Here is a 24,005-nt window from a genome sequence, read left to right on the forward strand (position 1 = left end):
CCGGTTATCTTGGGTCGCGCCTGCTTTATCAGGGTGCGACGGCAGCCTCAATGGCGGGTCCAGCCTGAGTTTCCCGGGATCTCCGGCTTGTCGGGCGTCACCTCGCGATAGGTGCCGTCCACCACGTCATCCCGCGCCGGGCGCTGGGCCGGGCCGGAGCCCATCGTAAAGCTCTGCACCTTCACCCGCTTCCGGAGCCAGGAAAATGCGGCCGTCCGGAACGCCGGAATCAGCAGCAGGAAACCAACAGCGTCGGTGAAGAACCCTGGCGTCAGCAGCAGAGCACCGGAGAACAGGATCATTGCCCCATGTGCGAGCGGCTCAGTGGGGTCACTTAGCTCATTGAACCGACCCTGCATGTCCGCCAGAACCTGCCGACCCTGGCTCTTGACCAACCATGTTCCGAGAACGGCAGTCACCAGCACAATGCCGAGAGTCGGCCACAAGCCAATCAACCCGCCAACTTGGATGAAGAGTGCGATCTCGATGAGTGGGACCGCGATGAAAAGCGCCAAAAGGGGCATCAAACCTCCGTAAGTGTCGCAAGGCGGCTGGTGGACTTGCCCCCTGCGAAAGCCTACATATGTTCGGAACGCTCCAATTGCCACTTTTGTGCCCGAGGCCCCAATGAATGTTGCCGTGATCCAGCTCCTTGTGCTCGCCGGCGTTGCGATCTTCCTGATCCTGCGCCTGCGCTCTGTGCTGGGCACCCGAGAGGGGTTTGAAAAGCCGCAAGCGCCGGTCCCTGAGGCGAGCCGCAGCCGCGACAATGGCCGCCACGAGTTCGAGGTTATCGAGGGCGGCGTGGATCGTGATATTGCCGACCACGTCGAGGAAGGTCCTACAGCGGACGCACTTGCACGCATGAAGAGCGTCGAGCCGGGTTTCTCAGTTGGTGAGTTTCTTCAGGGCGCCCGCGGAGCGTACGAGATGATCCTGATGGCATTCGAACGCGGTGATCTGGTCAGTGTTGAACCCTTCCTGGGCGAAGATGTCATGGATAGCTTCAATGAAGTCGTGAAGATGCGCGCCGAGAATGGTGTAACCGTAGATGCGAGTTTCATCGGCGTCCGCGAAGTAAAACTCACGGAAGCCAGTTTTGATGAGGCAAACAGCGAGGCCGAGATCACGGTTCGCTTTATCGGTGAGCTGACAAGCGTGGTTCGCGATGCAGGCGGAGACATTGTCGAAGGCGATCCGAACGCGGTGAAGCGCCAGCGCGATATCTGGACATTTGCGCGGCAGATGGGCACCGGTGACCCGAACTGGAAACTGGTCGCGACCGGCGAGTAAGGCACGTTGGCCCGGATAGAGCTCGCCAACCTCCCCGGCTGGGCCGAGGATGACCACGAGGCAGCATTCCGGACCTTTCTGACAACCGCAACTCCCGAAGACCCTGCGCACGGGGTCATGCCCGGCGCGGCAAAGGAACACCTCGAGACCCACTTCCAAGCCGAAATGCTGGCAGAAGGCGCGGTACTCACTGGCTATTTCGAGCCAGTCTATCGCGGCGCATTGGAGCGAAGTGACAGATATCCGGCACCTGTCTACGCCGTACCTGAAGGTTGGCAGACTGGGCAATCTTTCGCGTCGCGTACTGAAATCGTCGAAAAGAACCTGTTGGCCGGTCGCGAACTTGCCTGGCTAGCCTCCCCGCTGCATGCATTTCTCCTTCAGGTGCAGGGCTCCGGCCGCATTGCCCTGCCAGGTGGGTCGGAGCTCCGGCTCGGTTTTGCCGGAAAGAACGGTCATCCCTATGTGTCGCTCGGCCGACTATTGCTGGAGCGCGGTGCGCTCACGCCCGAAGATGTTTCCATGCAGGCCCTTCGCGCCTGGTATAATGCCAACCCGGAAGAGGGTGCGAAGGCCCTCCTCGAAAACCCCAGCTTCGTCTTCTTCAAGCCACTGGATATCGCGCCGGAACTTGGCCCAATCGGCACATCGGGCGTGCCGTTGACACCGCAGCGAAGCGTCGCGGTTGACCCTGCGTCCACCGCCCTCGGCAGCTTGATCTACCTCGACATACCGGATGCTGACACGCCGTCTCGGCTTTGCGTCGCCCAGGACACAGGCGGGGCAATCAAAGGGCCGGGCCGGACAGACCTGTTCTGTGGTACCGGCAATATCGCCGGTGAGCAGGCCGGGAAGCTATTTACCACAATCCGATCTTACAAACTCGTGCCGCGAGCCGGCCTATGACCCGGAAGACTCCAAAGCGTCTTTCAGCCGAGGATGAGGCGCTCTGGCGCAAGGTCGTCGAAAATGCCACGCCAATGGCCAAGAACCGGCCCAAGCTCAAACCAGTCGATAAACCGCATCATGAGCCCGAGCTCCGCTCTGTGTTCACACCGCAGGCCTTTTCGGTGGGCGAGCGATCGCAGCCTCGCCACCAAATCCAAAACACAGCGCCGCCGCCGCCCGCCATGGATCGGAAGGCCTTCAACCGAATGAAGCGCGGCAAGTTGAAGCCCGAAGGCCGGATAGACCTGCACGGTATGACACTTGCCGAAGCCCAGCCGCGATTGATGAAGTTCATTCATTCTGCGCATGCGGACGGCAAGCGATTGGTCCTCGTCATCACCGGCAAAGGTAGAACCAAACCAGATGACGACGGCCCCATCCCGTCGCGTCCCGGAGTCCTCCGGCGCCAAGTGCCAGACTGGCTCACCCGCCCACCCTTGGCATCGCTCGTGCTTGAGGTCATACCAGCCAACCTGAGGCACGGCGGAGATGGTGCCTTCTACGTCTACCTACGCCGCACCCGGTAGCCGCCGCTGTGCTGCGGCAACACCGAGCGCAATGCTCAATGCTGCGAGGCAGAAGTACAAAGAAATCCACGGCAGCTGGTCTTCAAACGTCAGCCCGGTGTCAATAAGCCAACCCGTGATACCTGGCCCGATGGCTGAGCCGAACACCATGATTGCGCCCGCCATCGCCTTGATGGAGCCGATGTGCCGGGTGCCAAAAAATTCTGCCCAATAGGAGCCCGGTAGCGTCGCCTGCGCGCCGGTGCCTATGCCAAAAACTGCGAGGCCCAGTGCCGCCATCACGAGGCCCTCTGCTTGCCAGAGGATGAAAAAGCCGATCGCAAAGGGCAGCATGTAGAACACCATTAGCCGCGCTGTCCCAAAACGGTCAATCAACGCGCCGGATGCGAAGGTTGCGGCGATGGATACCGCGGTGAAAACAGGCATGAGCGCCAGATAGTCGACCAACGCCCACCCCTTCACAGCTGCGAAGTGAACCTGCTGGAAAAAGAGGGCGGTGCCCCAAGCTGGAGGGCCCAGTAACAGCGGGACGGAGAACCAGAAGAGTGGGTGACGCAATACCTCACTCCGCGTCCAATGTCGGTTGTCCATCCCCGCAGATGGGGTGGCATCGGCTGCGGCTTGTGGCGTCCGCTCTGCGCGCAAGAGCCGAGCGAGGATTGGAAGCGCCCCCAGGACCACAAGTGCAGCAACCACCCATAGCCAGCGCCAGCCGATCCAGACCATCCCGGCCGCAAAAACCACCGGCAAAATGGCTTGACCCAAGGCGAAGCCCATCGAAGAAATCGAGAGTGCCAAACCACGCCGTCCAACGAACCATCGGGCCATTGCGACGATAGACAGATGAGAGAACAGCCCTTGGCCGAACAGGCGCAGCGCGAATATCACGAAAACCAGTGCGACCGGCCCGGACAAAAGCGCCATCCCAAGACAGGCAAGTGCCAGCCCTGGGCCAACGACATTGGCCAACGCCCGCACCCGGTAACGGTCCGTCAATGCGCCGGCCCAGACCATCGTAATGGCGGAAATCGTGGTGCCGACCGTGTAAATCAGGCCCCATTCACCGTCCGACAGGCTGAAACTCTCCATGATCTCGCCAGCGAAGATCGAGATGAAGAACGTCTGCCCAAAAGATGAGGCAAACGATAGCAAGGCTCCGACCAGCAGGAACGGGGCGTTACCACGTAGGAAGCTGAGCAAACCCATGCCGCCGTTATCGCCCCGGCCCTCGGCAATGAAAAGCGCTCAGTTTCCTGTGATGGCCGTCACCGGAGAAAGGATGATCGAGGTCGCGCTCTGAACAGTAAGGATCGTGCCGGGCAACAATCCGGCCCGCCCAGCATTGTCGCGGCCAAAGGCGGCGTCGACGGCCGTGATCTGGCCAAGTATCTTTAGCAAAGCCGGGTTTTCGGCCGCCGCGAAGTGATCCAGGCCACCGGTCCCGAAGTTGGAAACATCAATCACGGTCACGTCGAGGTCTGCCACCTCCTCAACATCCTTCAGGTTGCCAAGCCGCGCTGGCAGGCCGGTGAGCCGGGCCGACAAACGCAGGGCCTTATCGCGGCTGGATGTGAAGATAACGAAGGGTTCGGGCAAATCGCCGATCCGGGTCGCCTGAGAGCGGAAGAGATCCACGTCCAGATCGGGTGACATGAGCACGACGCCATTGAGCTTAGGCATCACCTGCCGGTCGTTCCGAATGGCCATCTGGCGCAGGGTTTCCATCACAAGAAGAGAGCCCATTGAATGGCCCACAATCGTAATCGACCGCGCGCCGGACTTTGAGACTTCCGTCAAAAACTCCTCGAGCCCGTCCCGAGCAAAGAGCGCACTGTCCCGGTCGTAAGCATAAGCAAGAGGGTTCTCCGCGGATGGCCACGTGTAACTGACCGGCAGATCATCGATCTTCAGGTCATGGGTAAGCTGCGCGAGGCGAAAAACGGCGTCTCCGATCGTGTTGTTGTAGCCATGGACGTACACGATGACGTTTCCTCTGGCCGCCGGCTTCGCCTTTAATGCCTCACGAACCGCAACCCGAAATACCTGCGGTGTGGCAAACCGGCTGGCTGATGTGGCGACGAAATCACGCTGCACATCCGGGCCCTTAAGACGGGCGGTGCGTACATCGCCCGGGTTACGCAGCGGGGGCACGGAAACCTCATAGGCCAGATAACCCAAGGGACCGCGATCAGTGTACCTCACCACTTTCTTGTTCGGGTCACGCAGCCGGGTGCTCCCAACAAAGATCTTGTAGGGCGTCCCCACCCCAACCGCACTCGGCACAACGACAAGAGTCGCTCGCGGCGCACAGGCCGTGAGGAGCAGGGATATCAGGAGAAGCCGCGCGAACCTCGTCATGGGTCAACGTTAGCGCGGCCCCACCAAGGGCACCATCGCTATAGAACGTAGCGCGACAAATCGGTCGATCGGGCCAGCTCGCCAAGGTTCTCCTCAACGTAGTCAGCATTGATCTGAACAGCTTCGCCGGATTTGTCGGGCGCAACGAACGAAAGCTCCTCGAAGACGCGCTCGATCACCGTGTAGAGCCGGCGCGCGCCGATATTCTCGACACTCTGGTTTACCTCGGCGGCAATCCGGGCAAGCGCCGAAATTCCGTCATCAGTGAAGCTGACATCCACGCCCTCGGTCTTCATCAACTCGGTGTACTGCCGGGTCAGCGCGTTGTCTGTTTCCGTAAGGATACGAACGAAATCTTCTTCGGTCAGCGCACGCAGTTCCACTCGAATGGGCAGCCGCCCCTGTAGCTCCGGCAGCAGATCGGATGGCTTGGCAATGTGGAAGGCCCCGGACGCAATGAAAAGGATGTGGTCGGTCTTCACCGGGCCATGCTTGGTGCTGACGGTTGTGCCTTCGATCAGCGGAAGCAGGTCGCGTTGAACGCCTTCGCGGCTCACATCACCGCCTCGGGTTTCAGCGCGGGCGCACACCTTGTCGATCTCATCGATGAAGACGATGCCGTTTTCTTGCACCGACTCCAAAGCCGCGGTCTTGACCGTTTCGTCGTCGAGCAGCTTGTCAGCCTCTTCCCCAATGAGGATGTCGTAACTCTCGGCCACCGTCATCTTGCGGCGGGTCGTGCGGCCCCCAAACGCTTTGCCGAACAGGTCCTGCAAGTTCCCCATCCCCTGCATTCCGCCGCCGGGCTGGCCCGGGATTTCGAACATCGGCATTGAGGGGGTGGGCTCTGCGATATCCAGTTCAATCACGGTATCGTCGAGCGCCCCGCTGCGGAGCTTGTCGCGGAACATCTCCAGTGTCTTGCCTCGCGCGTCTTCTCCGGCGATCGCCCTCAGCACCCGCTCTTCAGCCCCATCGCGGGCCTTGGCTCTGACGTCCTCCCGCATCAACTCGCGGGTCTGAGCAATGGAGGCATCAACGAGATCGCGGATGATCTGCTCAACATCTCGGCCAACATAGCCAACCTCGGTGAACTTGGTCGCCTCGACCTTGATAAAGGGGGCCCGCGCCAGTTTGGCGAGGCGACGGCTGATCTCGGTCTTGCCGACGCCGGTAGGGCCGATCATCAGGATGTTCTTCGGATAGACCTCGTCACGGATATCATCGGCCAGCTGTTTGCGCCGCCAACGGTTACGCAGCGCCACGGCGACGGCACGCTTGGCGTCCTTCTGGCCAATGATGAAGCGGTCAAGCTCCGAAACGATTTCGCGGGGCGTCAGATCAGTCATGCAGAAAACTCTCTCGGCCGCGTCCAGGGCGGCAGTCTGTCTTTTCCGGGGAAGCCGGGCATCACGGCCATGATCCCGCCACGGATGCTCTCCCAGAACGCACCAAGCGCAACGAGGAAAACGCCGAGAAGCAGGATGAAGGCCCAAGTCTGGCCTTCAGCCACAAGTGCGGTGAGTGCCACCACATAGCCGATACCCGATATGAGGAAGGAGCGACGATCAATCACGATGGCAAAGACCGCCATGAGCACAAGAAAGCCGCTGAGGATGAGGTAGTCCACGGCTCCACCTTGCTGGAATAGCGTGAAGGCAACCGTGTTCACGATGGCCGGGGCAGAGATGACGTGGAGCCAGAACGCTTGCGAGGCGCGGCGTGTCACCCGGTGCGGGTCGGACACATCAAACCTCAGCGCCAAGGCTAGCCCAAGCAAGCCCAGCGCAAGCGTTATCCACGAAAAGGCGGAGTTGGCGGACAGCAGGAAAACATCGCGCACGCTCTCCAATTCCGGGCCGTTCAGCGCGGTAAGCCCGAAGCAGGTCGCATAGAAGCCCAGCGCAATGAGCAGCATCGCAAACGGCACGCGAAATGCGAGCCAGTAGACGATCAGTGCCAGTGTCGCCAAGGCCAGCATGATCACAGTTCGCACGTCATTGAAGCCGGTGATCTTCGGGATGCCGTTATCGGGAACCATCCAATAGCTCACCGCCCAGCCTGCTTGCACGGCGGAGAAGGCAAACATGATCGCCAGAGCGATTGAAGGCGCAACCATCCTCCGCCGGCGCGTGAAGTAAAGCGCCAATCCGGCGAGCGCAGCCATCCCGGCCAACCCGCAAAGCAGGAGTGAGACCATGCTGCTGCTGGCCAGATAGGTGGAAATGCCGGTCAATCCTGTCCATCCGGCGTAGAGGATGGTCAGTCCGACAACGATGAATATCTCGTTGAAGCCTTTGAACAGCTCGAATGGTTCATCAAGGCCTCCAAGGTTTTCACGCGCGCCGCGCCGCGCGTCGGACAACGCAACAATGGCGGTTGCTTGCGCCTCGCTGATCTTGCCGGCACCCACGGCGGCCCGGATGTCATCACGGGTGATGCTCATCCGCCGATCTTCTCCACGGTCAGGTTGCCATTGGTGTAAACGCAGATGTCGGCCGCAATGCCCATTGCCTTGCGCGCGATGGTCTCGGCATCAATATCCTGATCAATCAGCCCGCGGGCCGCTGCCAGCGCGTAATTCCCACCCGAGCCGATGGCCGCGATGCCATGTTCCGGCTCCAGAACATCACCGGCGCCAGTGATCACCAGAAGCTCCTTGCCGTCGGTCACAATGAGCATGGCTTCGAGTTTTTGCAGGTACTTGTCAGTGCGCCAGTCTTTCGCCAGCTCAACCGAGGCCCGCGCGAGCTGACCGGGCGTGGCTTCCAGCTTCTTCTCCAGACGCTCCAGTAGAGTGAAGGCATCAGCCGTTGACCCGGCAAAGCCACAAACCACCTCGTGCCCACCGGGCGAGATGCGGCGGACCTTGCGGGCAGACCCCTTGATGACCGTCTGACCAAGGCTCACCTGCCCGTCACCGGCCACCACCACCTCGTTGCCCTTGCGGACACCGATGATCGTCGTGCCGTGCCAACCGGGAAATTCGCTGTCGCTCATGCCGCTCTCCGTTTCGTTCTTGGGGTATATGGCCATGCCACCCGGCGCCCGCAAGAAAAAGGGGCGCCGAAGCGCCCCGATCCATGCGGTGAGACGGTGCTCAGATCGACTCGGTGATCCAGCCGTGCAGCGCGGCCTTGGGCGCAGCGCCGGTCTTGTTGGACACCACCTGACCGTCCTTGAACAGGAACAGTGCCGGAATACCACGCACACCCATCTGGGCCGGGGAGTTGGGGTTTTCGTCGACGTTGACCTTGACGATCTTCACCTTGCCGTCGAGCTCTTCGGAAAGCTCTTCGAGTGCCGGGCCGATCTGCTTGCAGGGGCCACACCACTCCGCCCAGAAATCCACCACTACGGGGATGTCGGCTTCCTTCACCTCGGTGTCGAAGGTGTCATCGGTCACGGCAACGGTCGCCATCTCGGCTCTCCTGATGTTTTGCGGTTCGGGTTGGGAAGGTAGGGTTGCGGCTTGGGCAGGTCAAGCAGATGCGGTAGCTTTGAGCGCATTCGTCACAAGGTCGTGTGGAAGAACGTCGAGCCGCGGGATCTTCGTCCAGAGCAGTGCCGTTTGAACGTGATGGTTTGGGTAGATCTGGGTTAGTGCCGAGGCATAGGCGCCCATCTGGGCGAGCAGGCCCGAGGGGATATCTTCAATCCGTTCCGGCACCACCTGATGGGACTTGTAGTCAATGGCGGTAACTGTGCTTTCGGTGACAACGAGCCTGTCAATTATGCCCTGCATCGGTTCTCCGCCTCTCTCGGGGAGGCGGGCTGTAACGGGTACCTCAACGAACGCGTCGCCTTCGAACAACTTAATCAGTTCGGGCGCCCGCAGCACTGCCAATGTCTCTGCAATCAAATCGGGCGCAGTGCTAGGCGCAAACGCCTCCAGCAAGGCGCTGGCCCGGACTTCGCGATCGGACGCCTCAAATCTGGGGAGGTGCTCTAGTAACAGGTGCAAAGCCGTCCCACGATCAAGCGCATCCGGGTTGCCAACACCTTCAGAGGGCAAGGTTTTCGGACCCGGCAACCCTGACGGTGAGAGCACCTGGGGTGGCCGCGGCAGAGTTACGGGCTGGGCCAAAGCGATGTCGGGCAGAATGACCTGCGCCGCGCTCTTGTCCGTCGTTTCGGTCACGCCCTCCTCATCCGGCCGTGCGTTCTCGTAGCGCTTACCCGCTCCGAACGGGAACATGTGCGTTACGGCCCCAACCTGCTCAAGTGCGCCTTCGGTGCGACGATACCAATTTTCCTTGTCTTCCTTCGCGGTCCCCGCACCGCAAACAATCAGCCATTGCTCTGCACGGGTCATCGCAACGTACTGCAACCGCAGCCGCTCTTCTTCCTGCCGCTCCTTCAACGCGGCGAGCGGCGCCACCAGTAGCTCCGGGGTATCCGGCTTTGAGGGCTTCCAGAGCGGAGGCAGTCCCTCGAGCATCACGGCACCATCCTCGCGTGGCGGCTGGCGGTCTCCGCTTTCGGCGAGAAACACAATCGGCGCCTCCAACCCCTTGGAGCCATGCACGGTCATCACTCTTATAGCCCGTCCGCCGCTCTCCTGACCGCGCTTGATGTCAATCTCACTAGCCTCCATCCAAGCGAGAAAGCCGGTCAGGCTCGGCGTTTCGGCCTGCTCGTAGGACAGCGCGGTTGCGAGGAGCAAATCTATCGATTCCTCGGCCTCCGCACCCAACCGCGTAATCAAGCGTGCACGGCCTTCGTGCTGGGTAAGAATGCGCTCAAGCAATTCATATGGGCGGAGAAAGCCAGCCTGATTGCGCAGGTCGCGCAAAATCATCAGCGCAGGCTCCCCTGCTTCGTAGTTCCGAAGGGCCTCCCACAGCCGGCCTTCCCGCGGCTGTGCCAAGCGGTAGATCGCGTCTTCATCCCAATCAAACAGGGGCGAGCGGAGCGCCGCAGCGAGGGACAAATCATCATCGGGCGTGTCGAGAAATGCCAGCAACGCCAGCAAGTCTTTCACCGCCATGGCATCGGCAAGGCGCACCCTGTCGGCCCCCGCCACCTCAAGCCCCTCGGCCTTGCAGGCGCGGATCACCTCATGGAAGATCAGGCTCCGGCTCTGAACCAAAATGAGAACGTCGCCATCCGTGATACGTCGTGGCCGGAACTCACCATCGACATGGTCAAAAAGTCTCTCTTCCGCCTGCATTCGCGAAATTTCCTTTGCGATGCGCTGGGCAAGCTGCACCTGAGGGTCGTCTGCACTGACCATGTCGACGGGGTCAAACCACGGGGTTTCGTCCTCGGCCTTCTCCGGCTTGGGGATGAATGGCCAAAGATCCACCCGTCCGGGCATCTCAGAGTGGAAAGCGATGTGGTTCAAGGCACCCCCCATCGCACGCGCCTCATCAGGGAAGGCTGCGTCGACCACCCGCAGTATGGGGGCAGCTGAACGGAAGGAGTATTGCAACTCCATCCGCTGTGGCGCGGCGCCGGATGTGCCCAACCGATCGGAGAACGTGTCTGCCATACGTTCGAACCCGTCAGGATCGGCGCCCTGAAAGCCATAGATCGACTGTTTCTTGTCCCCCACGACAAAAATCGTCCGTTCCCCGGCTTCCCGGCGGCCACTGCCTGACGTGATCTCGCGGGAGATCAGATCGATCACCTCCCACTGCGCCGGGCTGGTATCTTGCGCCTCATCCACGAGGATGTGGTCAATTCCGCCATCGAGCCGGAACAGCACCCAATCGGCCACACTGTCATTGGTCAGCAAATCTCGAGTCTTGAAGATCAGATCGTCAAAATCGAGCTCGCCCCGCGCTGCTTTGGCGGCCTCGTAAGCAGGCAGAAAGGCCCCAGCGAACTGGTGCAAGGCATCAGATCGCCTTGCTAGACGGAGTTGCTTTGCGCGATCATGTGCATCGGCGGCCCGCGTCATCAGGTTTTCGAGTTGGGCCAGCAACTCAGATGGCATCGCTTCACGTGTGGCTTTCGTGGGAAAGCTCCCGATCCGTGGCTGACCCGCGGACTTTCCGGACTGACCTACAAACCGTTTGTCGAGTATCGCCAGAGTAGTAAGTTGATCTTGTGCAAGCTCCGCCAGTTCGCTGGCGGCTTTTGCATCGGTTGTGCTGCCCGCGGCGAGATAGGGCAAGACCGACGCGACAAGGCTTCTCTCGTTTCCAAGGAAGACCTCAGGGATCAAGGTCGCTTCATCGTACCCCTCCGGAAGGCCCACTGCAGCCGAAATAGTCTCGAAACTGCTGAGGCTTCCAAAGGCGTTCCTCTGTCCGGCCAACTTAGCGCAAAACCCTTCGACCTCGATTCCTGAGAACAGGGAGGCAAAGGTATCGAAGACAGCTGGCTCATCCTCTGCGACCTTGTCCAACGCTTCCTGCAATCGCGCCTTGGCGCTGACGTCATCGAGTTCCACAAAACCCGGGGGCACGCCTGCTTCCAGCGGGAACCGGCGCAGGATGGCGGAGCAGAACGAATGGATCGTTTGGATCTTCAGGCCACCTGGCGTTTCGATCGCCCGCGCAAAGAGTCGACGGGCTTTGGCAAGCCGGTTCGCATCCGACGTGTCCTCCCCGACCGTCGAAAGAGCATCGGCAAGCTCCCTGTCCGTGAGCATCGACCACTCGCCCAACCGTGAGAACAGCCGGTTCTGCATCTCAGCGGCGGCGGCCTTGGTGAAGGTGAGGCACAGTATGTTCTGCGGCGGGACATCGCGGAGAAGAAGCCGCGCCACCCGGTCGGTCAGCACGCGCGTCTTGCCGGAGCCGGCGTTGGCCGAAAGCCACGTGGATAGCTCCGGTGTCGCGGCCTTGATCTGAGCGGCGGTGGCTTCGTTCGGCGCGGTCATTGGCCCACCAGTATCGTTTCAGGCGCGGCAGTTACGTCCCACTCCCCAAATCGCGAAAGGTGATCGTAGTCGCTTGCGTAGATCAGGAACTGCGGCGCGCGCCGTGCCGTGTACCCCTTGGAGGGGTCTTCGTAGGTTCGGATCAAGGCAGCGAGGTTTTGCAGCATCGCATCCGGGCGCCAAACGCCCTCGATCTCCAGCGGTTCGTCCCGTGAATTGGCGGGGTTGCCGATTGAGATGTATCCCACCCGCGCGGCCCGCTTTGCGCCGAGTTGCTTGAAGCCACCTGCCTCGGCAATGGCCGCCTCCAGCAGTAGCTGCTTGTCGAAGGCTTCCACCTCCTTTTCGGACGGCGGCTTGGTCGACGTCTTGTAATCGAGCACTGCGCAACCGCCGGCTTCCAGTCGGTCAATCCGGTCGGGTTTTGCCGACACCCTAAAATCGACGCCTCGCAGTTGAACAGAGCCGATTTCCTCCACGATGATTGGCATCCCGCTCGCTTGGAGTGCTGCTTCAACCCGGACCAACGCCGGTGCGGAAGAGGCCAGACGGCCCAACCAGAGCCGCCGCGTGGCGGGCCAGGGCACGTGGGTCGCAACGACTTCTGCCGCAACCTCCATGAACGCTTCGGCAGTCCACTCCGACGGACCGGTGAAATCGAAACCGTCTTTCAGGCACTGCTCCATCACCGCATGAAGCACCGTTCCACGCATCGCGGCATCCGGTTGCGGTGCTCTCGGGCCGAGCCTTCTCAGCTCGAGGACGTTCTTTGCATAGACCGCGTAGGGATCTCGGATCAGGGTCGATACCGCGGTTACAAAGAGCCCCTTGGGTCGCGCTTCAGCTGGAGGAGCTGGAGCGGGCCGGGGCGCAGGCAGAGCGGAGATCGGGTTTTCGGAGTGCACCGCCAAGACTGATGAGATGGCTACCAGCCGGTCTCCTCGTGCGCGCATCTCTTTGAGGCAGGTTTCGCCGATTTCACCAAGGCCCGAAAGCAGGTTCGTCAGTCGGTTCAGCCAGCGGGAAGGCACGGTTTCGGTGTCTGCGCTCTGTGCACTGCGACTGAAGATAACCTCGCGCGCGCCCATTGCCTGCTGGTAGTCATGGGCAGCAAGCCCGACGCGCCGCTCAGGCAGCAGCATCCCGGCATCGCGCCGCATCGCCCGGTTCATCCACGGATCGTGGGGCAAGGCGGCAGGCCATGTCCCTTCGTTTAACCCTGCAAGAATGGACAGATCGACTGTTCGGGTTCTCGCTTCAATCGTGCCCCAGATGGAGACCAGCGGATGTGCAATTGGCGCTTCCCGCACCTCCCCGCCGGCGAGAACAGATCTGATGATGCCGAGATACTGCACATTATCGACCGCTCCGCCGAACGGCGCCGCCATGCGCAGCTCATCTACTGCAGCACCAGCGGCTTCCCCGGGTTTATCCGCCCAGAGTTGCCCAGACCCGCTGGAATCGGGCCCCGCGGCGATGGCTTCCGCCAAGTCGATGTGTCGTTCAAGTCGGGCCTCCAGAGGTTCGCCACCTGTGTTGGGCAAATTCTCTAGCACGCTGCCTAGCCAACCAACCCAATCCTTCGCTTCATCCGTTGCGCTCCAGCTGCCCAACCAGTCTTGCAATACCGCCGCATCAACGCGCGGCACGCCCTTGCGCCTTGCCCAAGTTTCAAATCGTCCAACGTTTAGCAGGTGAGGGCCGCGCATGCCGGCGTTTGAAGCCGTAAGTGGGTGCTTCAGAAGCGACAGCGCGACAGCAAGGTCCAACGGGCGGCCAAACAGCGCAGCTGTCTCGATCAAAAATCGCCCTGGGGGGCTTTGGTGGAGGGGCATACCAGCAGAATCGTCCGGTACGATGCCCCAGCGGGACAGAGCAGCAGTGACCTGCCGTGCCAATGTCCGGTCGGGTGTTATGAGTGCCGTCGTCTTGTTGGCCTCAACAGCCTCCCGGATCGCGAATGCGATTGCTGCGGCTTCATGGCGTGGAGTTCGGGCTGTAATCAGCGAGAGCCCATCCGTAGCGTCTGGCAGTTCCTCGACAAGCTTCGGTCCGTCACTGAGCCATTGGTCAGTCACAGGAGCCGGCCGGAGCGACAGCGAAACCAGCCTGTTGCGCGAATGCGTGTCGGGCTTGGTATCGGTCCAAGGGGCAATGTCGTCTGGAGCGACGCCCAGGCGTTTGGCAAGCGCTGCAAAGCGAAACTGCGGATGGTCTTCTTCCGGCGCCCTGTCGGGGTTATCGCAGGACGCTGTTAAGTTGCGCCAGACCTCCTGAGGCGTGTCCCTGTCCACCCCTGGCAACACCACCGCGCCTTGAGGTAAGCGGGCCACGGCTTCCATCAGCAGCCGCGTCGTGCCCCGTGATCCTGTGGAACCCGCCACGATAATTGGAGTCTGCGGCGGAGCAGCGTCCCACAGCGATAAAAGCGCCGACAAAGCATCTCTATTGAAAGCCGCTTGAGTGCGAAAAATGTCACTATCCTGGCCTGAAAGCAGCGAAATGACTGAAAGGCTCCGCGCCCAGTGCGCAGAGTGATCGCCAACATCTAGGTCGCCAAGTGTCGCCGGGTCTACTCCCTCGTCGTCCATCTCTTCAAGTAAGGCAGCCAGACTGTTGGCGAGGTCGAAAGCGGCGCTCTTTGGAGCGATGTCAGGCTGGAGGTCGATCAGCCGGGCCACGGCTTGCCGCAGTTGAAGGCGTAGCTGCAAGGACGAAACGGCAGGCTTCAGCCCGGTCAGGTGGAGGCCACCTGCCAGATCGGTCACCAGATGCACGCGCGGCATCAGTCGTGCTGGCCCCGCCGCGAATTGATCCAGTAGCTGTCGCTTCATCCGGGTCGTATTGACCAAAAGCGTCACACGCCCCCATGCCTCGGGCGGCGCTCCCGCAAGCCGTGCTTCAAGCCCTTCCAGCAGCGTCGCTCCAAAGTCTGCGCCGATCGGCGTGCCAAACAGGCGTGGCGTGGCTGAAGGCTCAAACATTCCCCGCCTCCGCCAACATCTCCTCAGCCACTGCAATCCCACCAGGGTGCCCCACGTCGCACCAGCCGCCCGGATGAGCCACGCCAAACAGGCGGCCTGCAGCCTGCATCTTGTTCCACAGCAAGTTCAGTGAGAACGCTGGTTCGGAGAACTCAGAGAGCCCATCGGGTTTGATGATCTGAGCACCGGAGTAAACGTAACCGTCACCCCTAGTCAGGCGACCCTCACGGTCGAGCGAGAAGTCACCGGTCCCGGAGTAGCCGCGTGCGTTCTGCACCGGGACCAGCAGCAACAGAGCGTCCATCTCTTCCGGAAACCACGCGGCCCTCAGTGTCTCGATCGCATTGGGGCCTGTCCAAACTGCATCGGAATTGAGAGTAAAAACGGGGCCTGGGCCAAGCCGTGGCAGCGCGTTTCGCAAACCACCGCCAGTGTCCAAAATCTCGGTTTCATGCACAACATCGACATTACGACCAGCGAGATGGTCTGCAATCTGCTCCCCCAGATAGTGAGCATTCACGACCACGCGTGACACGCACTCGGTCAATTCCAATGCATGATCGAGGAGCGGCTTTCCGGCAACTTCCACGAGTGGCTTGGGCCGGGTATCCGTGAGCGGACGCATCCGCGTGCCGAAGCCCGCCGCAAAGACCATGGCGGAGTTAGGCGCACTCATATTGCCACGCGACGAATTCGGTCCAATCGCTCCGCCGTCGGCTCGGGCAGTGTACCGAGCACCGCATCTTTCAGGATCGCGAGATCAGGATGATCAAGATCGCGCATCAGATTGCGCCAGACGCGGGGCATCAGATCAAGGTATCCGGGCTTTGAAAGGACAGTGCAAAGCCGGGTGAAGACGCCGAGAATTCGCAAGTTGCGCTGGGCTCCCTGCGCTGCAAGTGCCGCCCGAAACCTGCCTTCGTCACAGCCCGTCGAGTCCACATAGCACCGAACAGCGGCCTCCTGTGCGTCTGCGCCGATGTCCCGGCGAACGTCACCAAGCAGCGAGGCGAGATCATAAGCAGGATGTCCGATGAGCGCGTCCTGAAAATCCAGCAGGCCAACACGCGCTGTGCCCGCTCGTTCAGGCAACCAGATCAAGTTCTCGGCGTGATAGTCCCTGTGAATCATCACTTGCGGCTGCGTGTCTGTTTGGAAAAGTGCTTCCTCGAGCGCAGCCGTCAACTGGAGCCAGCCTTCATGGGTTACCGGTTCTCCTGCGGCCCGAGCATAGAACTCTGCCGCTGGTCCGATCATGACCGCCATTTCCTGCGGGCCATAAAGTTGAAGGCCTTCCGGCAATGGCGCCTCGTGCAGTTTGACCAGCACCTCGGTCGCCGCAACATAAAGGTCCGTTTCAGCGGAAGGGTCATCGGCGGCAAGACGAGCGATGAGCCGGTCGCCGAGATCCTCCATCAAAACCAACCCGTAGTCCGCGTCATCCGCGAAGATCACTGGGGCGGACAGGCCTTGTGCCGCAAGATGGCGGGCGATGGCGAGAAATGCCTCAACGTTACCTTCCGGATCCACCATCAGCACAACCCGTTCGCTCCCGCGAGTCAGCCGCTGATAACTCCGGGCGGAAGCATCGCCGGCCAGCGGAGCAGCTTCCGCGCCAGACCATCCGGTACTTGTCAGAAAATCTTCGACTGCACTCATGCCGCCGCCTCAAGTGGCTCTGCCAGTCGCTGTGACCAGTGCTCCGGGCCATTTACCACAAGGCTGCGTGCATTCGGCTCTTCCGCATTGGAAAACTCCAGCCAAAGCGCACCTGCGGGGGGCTCGGGCAAGCGATCCGGCCACTCGACGAGGCAGATGGCATCTTCAAAGGCCGCAGAAAGCCCGAGCTCCTCCACTTCATCCGCACTCGACAGGCGGTAAAGGTCGGCATGCCAGATTTCGCCATCCGGTAGCGGGTAAGTCTGGATCAATGTGAAGGTGGGCGAAGGCACATCCTCCACCGAACCCGCCCGCTCCATCCGCCAACGGATCAAGGCACGGGCAAAGTGGCTCTTCCCAGCACCGACAGGGCCGGACAGCAGCAGCACATCACCGGCTCCCAGCAGCGGTGCCACAACGGCTGCAAGCCGGGCGGTGTGCTCGGGAGAGGCGAGGTGCAAGGTAAGTGGGAACGAAGCAGCGCGGGTCATCGCGGCCAGACTATCCGCCATTCCGCGCAGGGCAAGGCGTAAGAAATCAGGCGGTCATCTTAGCCACGTCAGACCGCTCCGGAGCACCCGCTGCGCCGTCTCCCAGCTTGAAACCTGCAAGGGCCGCTCCGCCCGCGACAGGCGCGAACCGGCAAGTGACCCGGCCGTAGGCCGCGGTATCGAGGATCACGCTCCACGACCGTCGATCACTTCGGCCGGATAGAAACCGTGTTGCGCGAGTCCAAAGGGCATCGTCATCGGAGAGGGCTGACCAGTCTCGCACCGCTTCCTGCGCACTGACGTCAGAAAGAGACCCGACAAGGTCGCAGTTCCAAAGCTCCTGGTATGCGCGGTTGCACAATACCATAGAGCCGGTGTGGGCAAACACAGCAATGGCCTCATCAAGGCTGTCGACGACGGCCTGCCCCATCTCGAGTTCTGAGCGAAACCTGCGTGTCAGCGACATCTCGGCAGAGATATCTTCGAACAGGAAGGCCACGGCCCCATCCGGATGTGGCTGGCCGGTCACCCGATAGGTCTGGCCGGTCGGAAGTGACCAGATCTCCTGATGCATCCCTTCCGATGCGGCGCTCTCCAACTCTGCGATACTGGCCCGCCAACTTTTATAGTCCTTTGGCTCCGGCATCCTCTGGGCTTCCCTGAGGTGATCGAGGAAGGACACTAAAGTCGGGCGAGATGAGAGGAAATGCGGTTCGAGGGAGGAAAGATCGGTCAGCGCGGGGTTGAACAGAGCCAGCTGGCGGCCACGGTCGAACACGGCAAGCCCGGTTGGCAGATCGGCAAAGGTTTTCGTGAGGGTCTGCAAAAACTCGATGCGTGACCGTTCCGCCTGAACCAACCGGTCGGCAGGCACCGCGAACACAAGCGTTTCTTCGCCCATCTCACGCGTGCTGCAATCGTACCAGATGACCTGCTCGATATAGGGGATTGTTATCGAGACGCGATGGAGCACATCGGTCTCACAGTCATGAAAGCTGTGAGAAATTGCGCGGGGCAGGGGCCAAGCCAGTGTGGCCTTCCTGGGTTGCATCCGATGCAGAAGGTCGATGTAGGCACCATTCGCCCAGGTGACGTTGCCATCTTCATCTTCGCGCCACGCCAGCACCGGTGCGTCGTCGACCACTGTTCGCAGCACATCCAGTTCTTCAGCCATGGCCGTCACGGCGAAGGAATCGTATTCGACTGGCTCATCCTCCTCGCCTTGATGCAAGGAGAAACGCGTGAGGCCGTTTTTCAACTCGGCATCCAGCCGTGATGTCCCGTCCCTTGCCCTCAGCTCCAGCTTGCCCAACTCTGCCAATTGGCCGAGTCGGCTGCCGATGTCGGGGAAGGAGCCTGCGAGAAGGGCCAGGAAGCGCGGCCAAGGCGGCAGTGTCTCCGGCCCGGATGCCAAAAACACATGTGCCTCTTCGCTTGCGTCCACCAACTCGTCGTCCTCGAACAGGAAGGTCATGTCATCGCCTGAAACGCCTGTCAGCTTGTCCCACGTTACACGCCGCTTGGGTTGCAGGTAGCCAACCGCCAGCATGGCAAGGAGGGCGGTCCCGAATGACGTTGTCACCAGAACAAATGCAAATGCCCAAGGCAGCTCACCCAACAATCCGTTCACGCTCCCGAAGAGAGTAAAACTCCAAGTCAAAGAAGACGTGATTTTGGTTAACCGCAGGTTAATGCCGGGCGCGGCGGTTAGGGGTATGCGAGCAGATCAGGACTCGAAGCGTAGATTGTCACCAAGGGCACCCCGCGCTTCCGCCTCCTCAGCGACTAGCAGCTTGCGCGGCCAAGTGACCTCAACGATGGCCCCACCTCTGTCGGGGCGTTCATCCGGTGCGAGGAACGGGTCGGATCCGTTGGCGAACGTCAGGCTGGCACCGATACGTTCCAAAAGTGTTTTCGCGATGAACAGGCCGAGCCCCATGCCTTCGTATTCAGGCCTTTTCCGCGGCTCATCCGGCGCCCGGCGGCGGCGGACGAAAGGGTCACCGATCCGGCCGATGAGATGCGGCGGATAACCCTCTCCATCGTCGATCACGCGCACCACCACGTTTTGGGCCGTCCAGCGCCCCTCGATCCACACGTTCCCGGCGGCGAAATCCACGGCGTTCTGGATCAGATTTCGCATGCCGTGGATCATCTCGGAGCTGCGATGGATATCGGGCTGCCGCTCGTCGCTTCCGGCGCCCGGATGCATGTCAAAATGCAGCCTTTTCCCCCGCTCCTGATGAGGCTCGGCTGCTTCCTCCAGCACCGACTGAAGCGGAGCCGTCCGCATGTGCAGGTCGTCCTTCCCGGCCCGGCCCATTGAGCGGAGGATTTCACGGCACCTGTCGGCCTGCTCGCCAATAAGGCGCGCGTCCTCAAGCAGTCCGTCAACCTCGGCATCGCCTTGCAATTCGTCCGCCATCTCCGAACTCACCAGCTTGATGGTGGCCAAGGGCGTACCAAGCTCGTGCGCTGCGGCGGCTACAACACCTCCCAAATCAGTGAGCTTTTGCTCGCGAGCCAGAGCCAGTTGCGTCGCGAGCAGCGCGTCGCCCATCGCGGCGATTTCCGTTGTCACCTTGCGGGCATAGAGCGCGAGAAATGAAACGCCGATCACGATGGCGATCCACGACCCGAACAAAAAAATCGAGGGCACACGCAGTACGAAGCCTTGGATGGTGCGCAACGGCAGATAGTCGAAAGCCACGAAAGTCACGATGCCGATGGCCACGGCGCCAACGATCAAAACGGCGTTCAGGCCCAGCGCGGTGGCGGCGATAGTGACGGGGGTGAGAAGCAGCAGGGCGAAGGGGTTGTGGAGCCCGCCGGTGAGGTAGATCAGCAGACCAAGCTGCGCGAGATCGAAGACCAGCATCAGCATGGCCTCCACCTCGTTCAGCCGCTTGTTCGCCGGGTAGATGAACATGGCCAAAAGGTTGGCAATGACCGACATGCCGATGGCCAGAACACACAGGCCAATTTCGAGCTGCAGCTCGTACAAGAAATGCGCCGCAGCGATTGCGATGCTCTGCCCGGCCACCGCGACCCAGCGCAAAACGATCAACGTCCGCAGGCGAATCCAGTTGGCCCGGCGCGGATGCTGGAAGGGGTTATCGGACAGGCCAGTCTCTGGCATTTGATTTGCGGGCAGCGCCTCTGGTGTGACAGTCGGACCCATTGTTAGCCCGCAGCGGAGGCGTCAGCAAAGGGCAACACGCGCCAGAGGGAGTGGACCATGCGAACGGCGATATGGGCAGGCACGGCTGTTGCCGCGATTTGCGGTGTGATCGGCTTCACGGTCTGGAAGGTCTATCTCGACGTGCCGGAAAATGCCTTTGCCCAATGCAACGGCGGGGCCAGTTCTGCTGCGATCGGCGGGCCGTTCGAGCTGGTCAACGCGCAGGGCGAAACCGTGACGGACAAGGACGTTATCACCGAGCCGACCCTGCTCTATTTTGGCTACACTTTCTGTCCCGATGTCTGCCCGCTCGACACTGTCCGGAACGCCGAGGCAACCGAGATTCTGGCCGAGCGCGGCTATGATGTGACGCCGGTCTTCATCTCGGTCGACCCGGCCCGCGATACACCCGAGGCGGTGGGTGATTTTGCTGCCAATATCAGTGACAAATTGATCGGTCTGACCGGTAGCTCAGAGCAGGTCGAGGCGGCCTCCAAGGCCTACCGCACCTACTACAAGGCCCACACCGATGACGACCCTGATTACTACCTGGTCGACCACTCGACCTTCACCTACCTCACCTTCCCGGACACTGGTTTTGCAGGGTTTTTCCGGCGTGAACTCTCTGGGGAACAGCTCGCGGATGAGGTGCAGTGCTTTCTCGACGCGGGGTAAGGCCCTGTGCGGAAAGGCTTGTCGCTGAATCATAGCCCGTATAGCCTGAACCGTAACAACGAATGACCGGCGGAGGACGCGCGTGGCCGAGCGGGATCTCAGCGAGATCGGGGAGGACAGATCTCTTCTGATCGTCGATGACGACGAACCATTTCTGCGGCGTCTGGCGCGTGCGATGGAGAAACGCGGGTTCGAGCCGGAGATGGCCGGATCAGTCGCTGCTGGCCGGGCAATCGCAACGGCCCGGCCCCCTGCATATGCCGTGGTCGACCTGCGGCTCGAGGATGGCAACGGCCTCGATGTGGTTGAAACCATTCGTGAAAAACGACCGGATGCCAAGGTCGTCGTCCTCACTGGATATGGCGCAATCGCCACCGCGGTCGCCGCGGTGAAGATCGGTGCGACTGACTATCTTTCGAAGCCCGCGGACGCCAATGAGGTCACAGCGGCCCTACTGGCGAGCGATGATGAACTGCCTCCGCCGCCCGAGAATCCGATGAGCGCGGACAGGGTTCGGTGGGAGCATATTCAGCGGGTCTACGAGCTCTGTGACCGCAACGTCAGCGAGACCGCGCGCAGGCTTAACATGCACCGGCGCACCTTGCAGCGGATCCTCGCCAAACGGTCGCCCAAGTGACCGGATCGGCGCTGCAGCGGTGATGCACAACCCATGCACAACCCATGCACATCTAATGCATACGCAACTCGGGCTCCTTGTGATTCTGCTCGCGGGCTGCACCACATCTGGTGAGGCCCAGCGCCCGGCCCAGAAACCTCTTGGTTACGAACTTCGGCAGACCGGAATTGGCGTTCCCGGTTCCCCGCAGGAGGTGAGCTTCGATCGGGTGAACCCCGGGGCGACCGTCGCGCTACAGAAGCTGGCCGGGCCGGTCACGACCGAGGAGGCCTGCGGAAACGGCATGGCGCTGATCGGGTTTCGGGACGGGTTGACAGCGGTGTTCCAGGGGCGCGAGTTCGTTGGCTGGCAGGCAGCGGGTCAGTCTGCGGGGGCGACTTGCTGAGGCGTCTGAGGGCAGATTGCCCAGCTTACAGATCGTAGCGCTTGAGCACCTTGTCCACGACCGTACCATCAGCCATCACGTAGCCTTCGATCCGACCATAATCCTCGAAGCCTCTCGACTGGTAGTAGGCCAGCCCGCCCGCGTTGTCGGCCCTGATATTGGCCCGAATCCACGTGTAGCCAAGCGCCTTAGCCGCCGTGCGGGTGACCTCGAACAGCTCTGAGCCAATCCCGAGGCCGGTTTTGCCGCGTCTTGCGAAACTGGCGATCTCGGCGCAGGTCTCGGGCTCGTCCACCATTGGCTCGATCCACTGGAAACCGAGCAGCTCGCCCTGATCATCCTCGGCCACATGCCAAGCGGCGCGGTCGGTCCACGCAAGCTGCGCTTCAATATCGCGGCGGTTCACCGTGCCGGTGATGGCTGTGGTGCCGCCGGCATCGACAACCTCTTGCAGCAGTTCAGTGATGGCCCGGGCATCAGCCGGGGCGGCGCGGCGGATATGGATCATGAGGCGGCCTCGGCTCGATTTGTGATCACATGCAAAACGGCGTGGTGCATGTCGTTGAGAATGAGCCTGCCCCACGGCTTCAGGTATGCGTTGACCGGCGTCGTCAGTCGGTAGCTCGTAGTCAGCGTCACGCGGGTGCGGGCGGGGTCGAGGCGCTCGAAAGTATAGCGTCCCTCCAGCATCTCTACCTCGGGCCCAGTTGGAGAGATCCGGGGATCAACGGCCCGCATCAGGCTTGGGTCAGGGAATACGAACCGCCAAGCCAGATCGGGGCCGGGCAGCAGGTGCTCCTCAAACCGTACGCCGTTGGTCCATCGGGCATGTCTTACGCCGTTCTCGGTGTGGGCAGCGAGTGGGCTGGGCGCTCGCAGGAGGCTGTGGGTGACCGTCCAAGGAAGCTCGTTTTTGGCTATATCAGAGACGCTTTCTGCCTGCGCGCGGACCACGCCCAACGGCGCGGCGATGGTGACGGTCGTCGAGACCGAGACAAGCTCGTTTGACGTAGGTGACGGCAAATCGAAAACCGGCACCACGAGTGGAAGCGCAAGCAAGGGCAGGCAAAGTTGGCTGCCGCTTTCGAAACGGTCCAGCACGACGCGCATTACTGCGATCCCGATGATGGCGATGAGGATGGCGATGGGCAGGATCATGGCGATACAGATCACCGTTTCGATCCAGAGGATGGCCAGCACGCAGGCGACCAGCAGCATCGCAAGGCTGGTGCGGCCGACGACTGCCCAGAACCGCAGCCTTCGGTGCCAGTCGAATACCAACTGGCCGGCCAGCCCGAGACCGAGGGCGAACCAGAGCGCCAGCCACAGAACGTTGGTGTCGGACGGAACAAAGAAGAAGATGGCATAGGCGAGCGCCGCATAGACCAGAAAAACGAGGCTGCGCAGCGCGGCGGGGGCCATCAGAGCGCCGCCAGCAGCGTGTTGTGGCGGGCGGTGAACTCGTTTCGCACTTCCACCGGCGGGCGCAGGGTGATTTCCATGTCTTCGATCAGCTCGGGGACGGGCACGCCGAAGAACTTGTTGGCCTCCGCCACGGTAAAGCCCGCGATGCGCGTCGCCTCCAGCCAGGCGGAGACCTTGTCGGCCTTCTTGATTTGCTTCTTCACGGCCACGGGCACCTGAGCGGGCAGGCCGAAGCGCAGGTGGATCGCGGCGGTCAGCCTATCATCCAGCGCGCCATAGCTCGGGCCGACGGCGGCCTTCACCGGGGAGATCATGTCGCCGATCACATATTCAGGTGCGTCATGCAGCAGGGCGGCAAGCTGCCATTTGACCGGCGCGGACGGGTTCATTCGCGTGAAAAGCGCCTCGACCAGCAGCGAATGCTCGGCCACGGAATAGGCAAAGTCGCCATGCGTCTGCCCATTCCAGCGGGCAACAAAGGCGAGGCCGTGGGCGATATCCTCGATCTCGATATCCACCGGCGTCGGGTCCAACAGATCAAGCCTGCGACCCGACAGCATGCGCTGCCACGCGCGGGGCGGTGCCTTGGCCATCGTCGTCTCCCTCTCGC

The 24,005-nt window shown here is 61.4% G+C and carries 23 protein-coding genes; 6 read left to right on the forward strand and 17 right to left on the reverse strand.

The annotated features are described in order from the left end of the window. Positions 1–47: 47 nt before the first annotated feature. Positions 48–524: an FxsA family protein gene (locus KUV38_RS16745; RefSeq protein WP_222471350.1), complete on the reverse strand. Its 477-nt coding sequence runs from the start codon at positions 522–524 to the stop codon at positions 48–50. A 103-nt stretch (positions 525–627) separates the two neighbouring features. Here KUV38_RS16745 and KUV38_RS16750 point away from each other — a divergent pair, with 103 nt between their 5' ends. From KUV38_RS16750 to KUV38_RS16760, 3 genes are all read left to right on the forward strand, one after another. After that, a complete protein-coding gene (locus KUV38_RS16750) occupies positions 628–1,293 on the forward strand; it encodes a Tim44/TimA family putative adaptor protein (RefSeq protein ID WP_222471351.1) in 666 nt (221 codons plus the stop codon). 117 nt (positions 1,294–1,410) lie between these two features. After that, the gene (locus KUV38_RS16755) at positions 1,411–2,199 is read left to right on the forward strand and encodes an MltA domain-containing protein (protein ID WP_222471352.1); all 789 of its coding nucleotides are present in this window, start codon (positions 1,411–1,413) and stop codon (positions 2,197–2,199) included. Then, positions 2,196–2,768, forward strand: a complete 573-nt coding sequence (locus tag KUV38_RS16760; RefSeq protein ID WP_222471353.1) for a Smr/MutS family protein — start codon at positions 2,196–2,198, stop codon at positions 2,766–2,768. Before KUV38_RS16755 ends, KUV38_RS16760 begins: the two co-directional genes overlap by 4 nt. On the opposite strand, the gene KUV38_RS16765 is transcribed toward KUV38_RS16760, so the two are convergent. The 13 genes from KUV38_RS16765 to regB all read right to left on the reverse strand — a co-directional run bounded on the left by KUV38_RS16765 (position 2,751) and on the right by regB (position 20,231). Beyond that, positions 2,751–3,974, reverse strand: a complete 1,224-nt coding sequence (locus KUV38_RS16765; RefSeq protein ID WP_222471354.1) for an MFS transporter — start codon at positions 3,972–3,974, stop codon at positions 2,751–2,753. The genes KUV38_RS16760 and KUV38_RS16765 overlap by 18 nt on opposite strands. A gap of 39 nt (positions 3,975–4,013) precedes the next feature. After that, positions 4,014–5,033, reverse strand: coding sequence for an alpha/beta hydrolase (locus KUV38_RS16770; protein WP_222471355.1), 1,020 nt, complete (start codon positions 5,031–5,033; stop codon positions 4,014–4,016). Between the two features lie 131 nt (positions 5,034–5,164). Then, entirely contained in the window at positions 5,165–6,475 is a 1,311-nt protein-coding gene (gene hslU / locus KUV38_RS16775; RefSeq protein ID WP_222471356.1) for an ATP-dependent protease ATPase subunit HslU, read from the reverse strand. Continuing rightward, a complete protein-coding gene (locus KUV38_RS16780; protein WP_222471357.1) occupies positions 6,472–7,572 on the reverse strand; it encodes a hypothetical protein in 1,101 nt (366 codons plus the stop codon). The genes hslU and KUV38_RS16780 overlap by 4 nt, the downstream gene beginning before the upstream one ends. Further along, positions 7,569–8,126 carry an ATP-dependent protease subunit HslV gene (hslV, locus tag KUV38_RS16785; protein WP_222471358.1) on the reverse strand — a complete coding sequence of 186 codons (558 nt, stop codon included), beginning with the start codon at positions 8,124–8,126 and terminating at the stop codon, positions 7,569–7,571. Before hslV ends, KUV38_RS16780 begins: the two co-directional genes overlap by 4 nt. A 100-nt stretch (positions 8,127–8,226) precedes the next feature. After that, positions 8,227–8,547: a thioredoxin gene (trxA, locus tag KUV38_RS16790; protein ID WP_222471359.1), complete on the reverse strand. Its 321-nt coding sequence runs from the start codon at positions 8,545–8,547 to the stop codon at positions 8,227–8,229. Between the two features lie 60 nt (positions 8,548–8,607). Next, a complete protein-coding gene (gene addA, locus KUV38_RS16795) occupies positions 8,608–11,958 on the reverse strand; it encodes a double-strand break repair helicase AddA (RefSeq protein WP_222471360.1) in 3,351 nt (1,116 codons plus the stop codon). Further along, positions 11,955–14,942, reverse strand: coding sequence for a double-strand break repair protein AddB (gene addB / locus KUV38_RS16800; protein WP_222471361.1), 2,988 nt, complete (start codon positions 14,940–14,942; stop codon positions 11,955–11,957). Before addB ends, addA begins: the two co-directional genes overlap by 4 nt. Next, positions 14,935–15,597: a nucleotidyltransferase family protein gene (locus KUV38_RS16805; RefSeq protein ID WP_315898652.1), complete on the reverse strand. Its 663-nt coding sequence runs from the start codon at positions 15,595–15,597 to the stop codon at positions 14,935–14,937. Before KUV38_RS16805 ends, addB begins: the two co-directional genes overlap by 8 nt. A gap of 17 nt (positions 15,598–15,614) precedes the next feature. Then, positions 15,615–16,601 carry an aminoglycoside phosphotransferase family protein gene (locus KUV38_RS16810; protein ID WP_222471363.1) on the reverse strand — a complete coding sequence of 329 codons (987 nt, stop codon included), beginning with the start codon at positions 16,599–16,601 and terminating at the stop codon, positions 15,615–15,617. After that, positions 16,598–17,092 (reverse strand): tRNA (adenosine(37)-N6)-threonylcarbamoyltransferase complex ATPase subunit type 1 TsaE, encoded by a 495-nt coding sequence (tsaE, locus tag KUV38_RS16815; protein WP_222471364.1) that lies wholly within the window; start codon positions 17,090–17,092, stop codon positions 16,598–16,600. Before tsaE ends, KUV38_RS16810 begins: the two co-directional genes overlap by 4 nt. Positions 17,093–17,138: 46 nt before the next feature. After that, the gene (locus KUV38_RS16820) at positions 17,139–18,722 is read right to left on the reverse strand and encodes a PAS-domain containing protein (RefSeq protein WP_222471365.1); all 1,584 of its coding nucleotides are present in this window, start codon (positions 18,720–18,722) and stop codon (positions 17,139–17,141) included. Positions 18,723–18,818: 96 nt separating this feature from the next. Continuing rightward, positions 18,819–20,231: a sensor histidine kinase RegB gene (gene regB / locus KUV38_RS16825; RefSeq protein WP_222471647.1), complete on the reverse strand. Its 1,413-nt coding sequence runs from the start codon at positions 20,229–20,231 to the stop codon at positions 18,819–18,821. A 99-nt stretch (positions 20,232–20,330) separates the two neighbouring features. Between regB and KUV38_RS16830 the strand changes: the two genes are divergently transcribed. From KUV38_RS16830 to KUV38_RS16840, 3 genes are all read left to right on the forward strand, one after another. Then, the gene (locus KUV38_RS16830; protein WP_222471366.1) at positions 20,331–20,948 is read left to right on the forward strand and encodes an SCO family protein; all 618 of its coding nucleotides are present in this window, start codon (positions 20,331–20,333) and stop codon (positions 20,946–20,948) included. 82 nt (positions 20,949–21,030) lie between these two features. Further along, positions 21,031–21,585: an ActR/PrrA/RegA family redox response regulator transcription factor gene (locus KUV38_RS16835; protein ID WP_222471367.1), complete on the forward strand. Its 555-nt coding sequence runs from the start codon at positions 21,031–21,033 to the stop codon at positions 21,583–21,585. Between the two features lie 55 nt (positions 21,586–21,640). After that, entirely contained in the window at positions 21,641–21,970 is a 330-nt protein-coding gene (locus KUV38_RS16840) for a hypothetical protein (protein WP_222471368.1), read from the forward strand. Between the two features lie 25 nt (positions 21,971–21,995). On the opposite strand, the gene KUV38_RS16845 is transcribed toward KUV38_RS16840, so the two are convergent. The 3 genes from KUV38_RS16845 to KUV38_RS16855 are packed head-to-tail and all read right to left on the reverse strand — an operon-like array spanning position 21,996 to position 23,988. Beyond that, positions 21,996–22,478 carry a GNAT family N-acetyltransferase gene (locus KUV38_RS16845; protein WP_222471369.1) on the reverse strand — a complete coding sequence of 161 codons (483 nt, stop codon included), beginning with the start codon at positions 22,476–22,478 and terminating at the stop codon, positions 21,996–21,998. Continuing rightward, on the reverse strand, positions 22,475–23,392 hold the full coding sequence (locus KUV38_RS16850) for a hypothetical protein (RefSeq protein WP_222471370.1): 918 nt from the start codon (positions 23,390–23,392) through the stop codon (positions 22,475–22,477). Before KUV38_RS16850 ends, KUV38_RS16845 begins: the two co-directional genes overlap by 4 nt. Further along, entirely contained in the window at positions 23,392–23,988 is a 597-nt protein-coding gene (locus tag KUV38_RS16855) for an HD domain-containing protein (RefSeq protein WP_222471371.1), read from the reverse strand. Before KUV38_RS16855 ends, KUV38_RS16850 begins: the two co-directional genes overlap by 1 nt. Positions 23,989–24,005: the final 17 nt, after the last annotated feature.

The sequence above is a fragment of the Vannielia litorea genome (genome assembly GCF_019801175.1).
In the GTDB taxonomy this organism is placed as follows: domain Bacteria; phylum Pseudomonadota; class Alphaproteobacteria; order Rhodobacterales; family Rhodobacteraceae; genus Vannielia; species Vannielia litorea_B.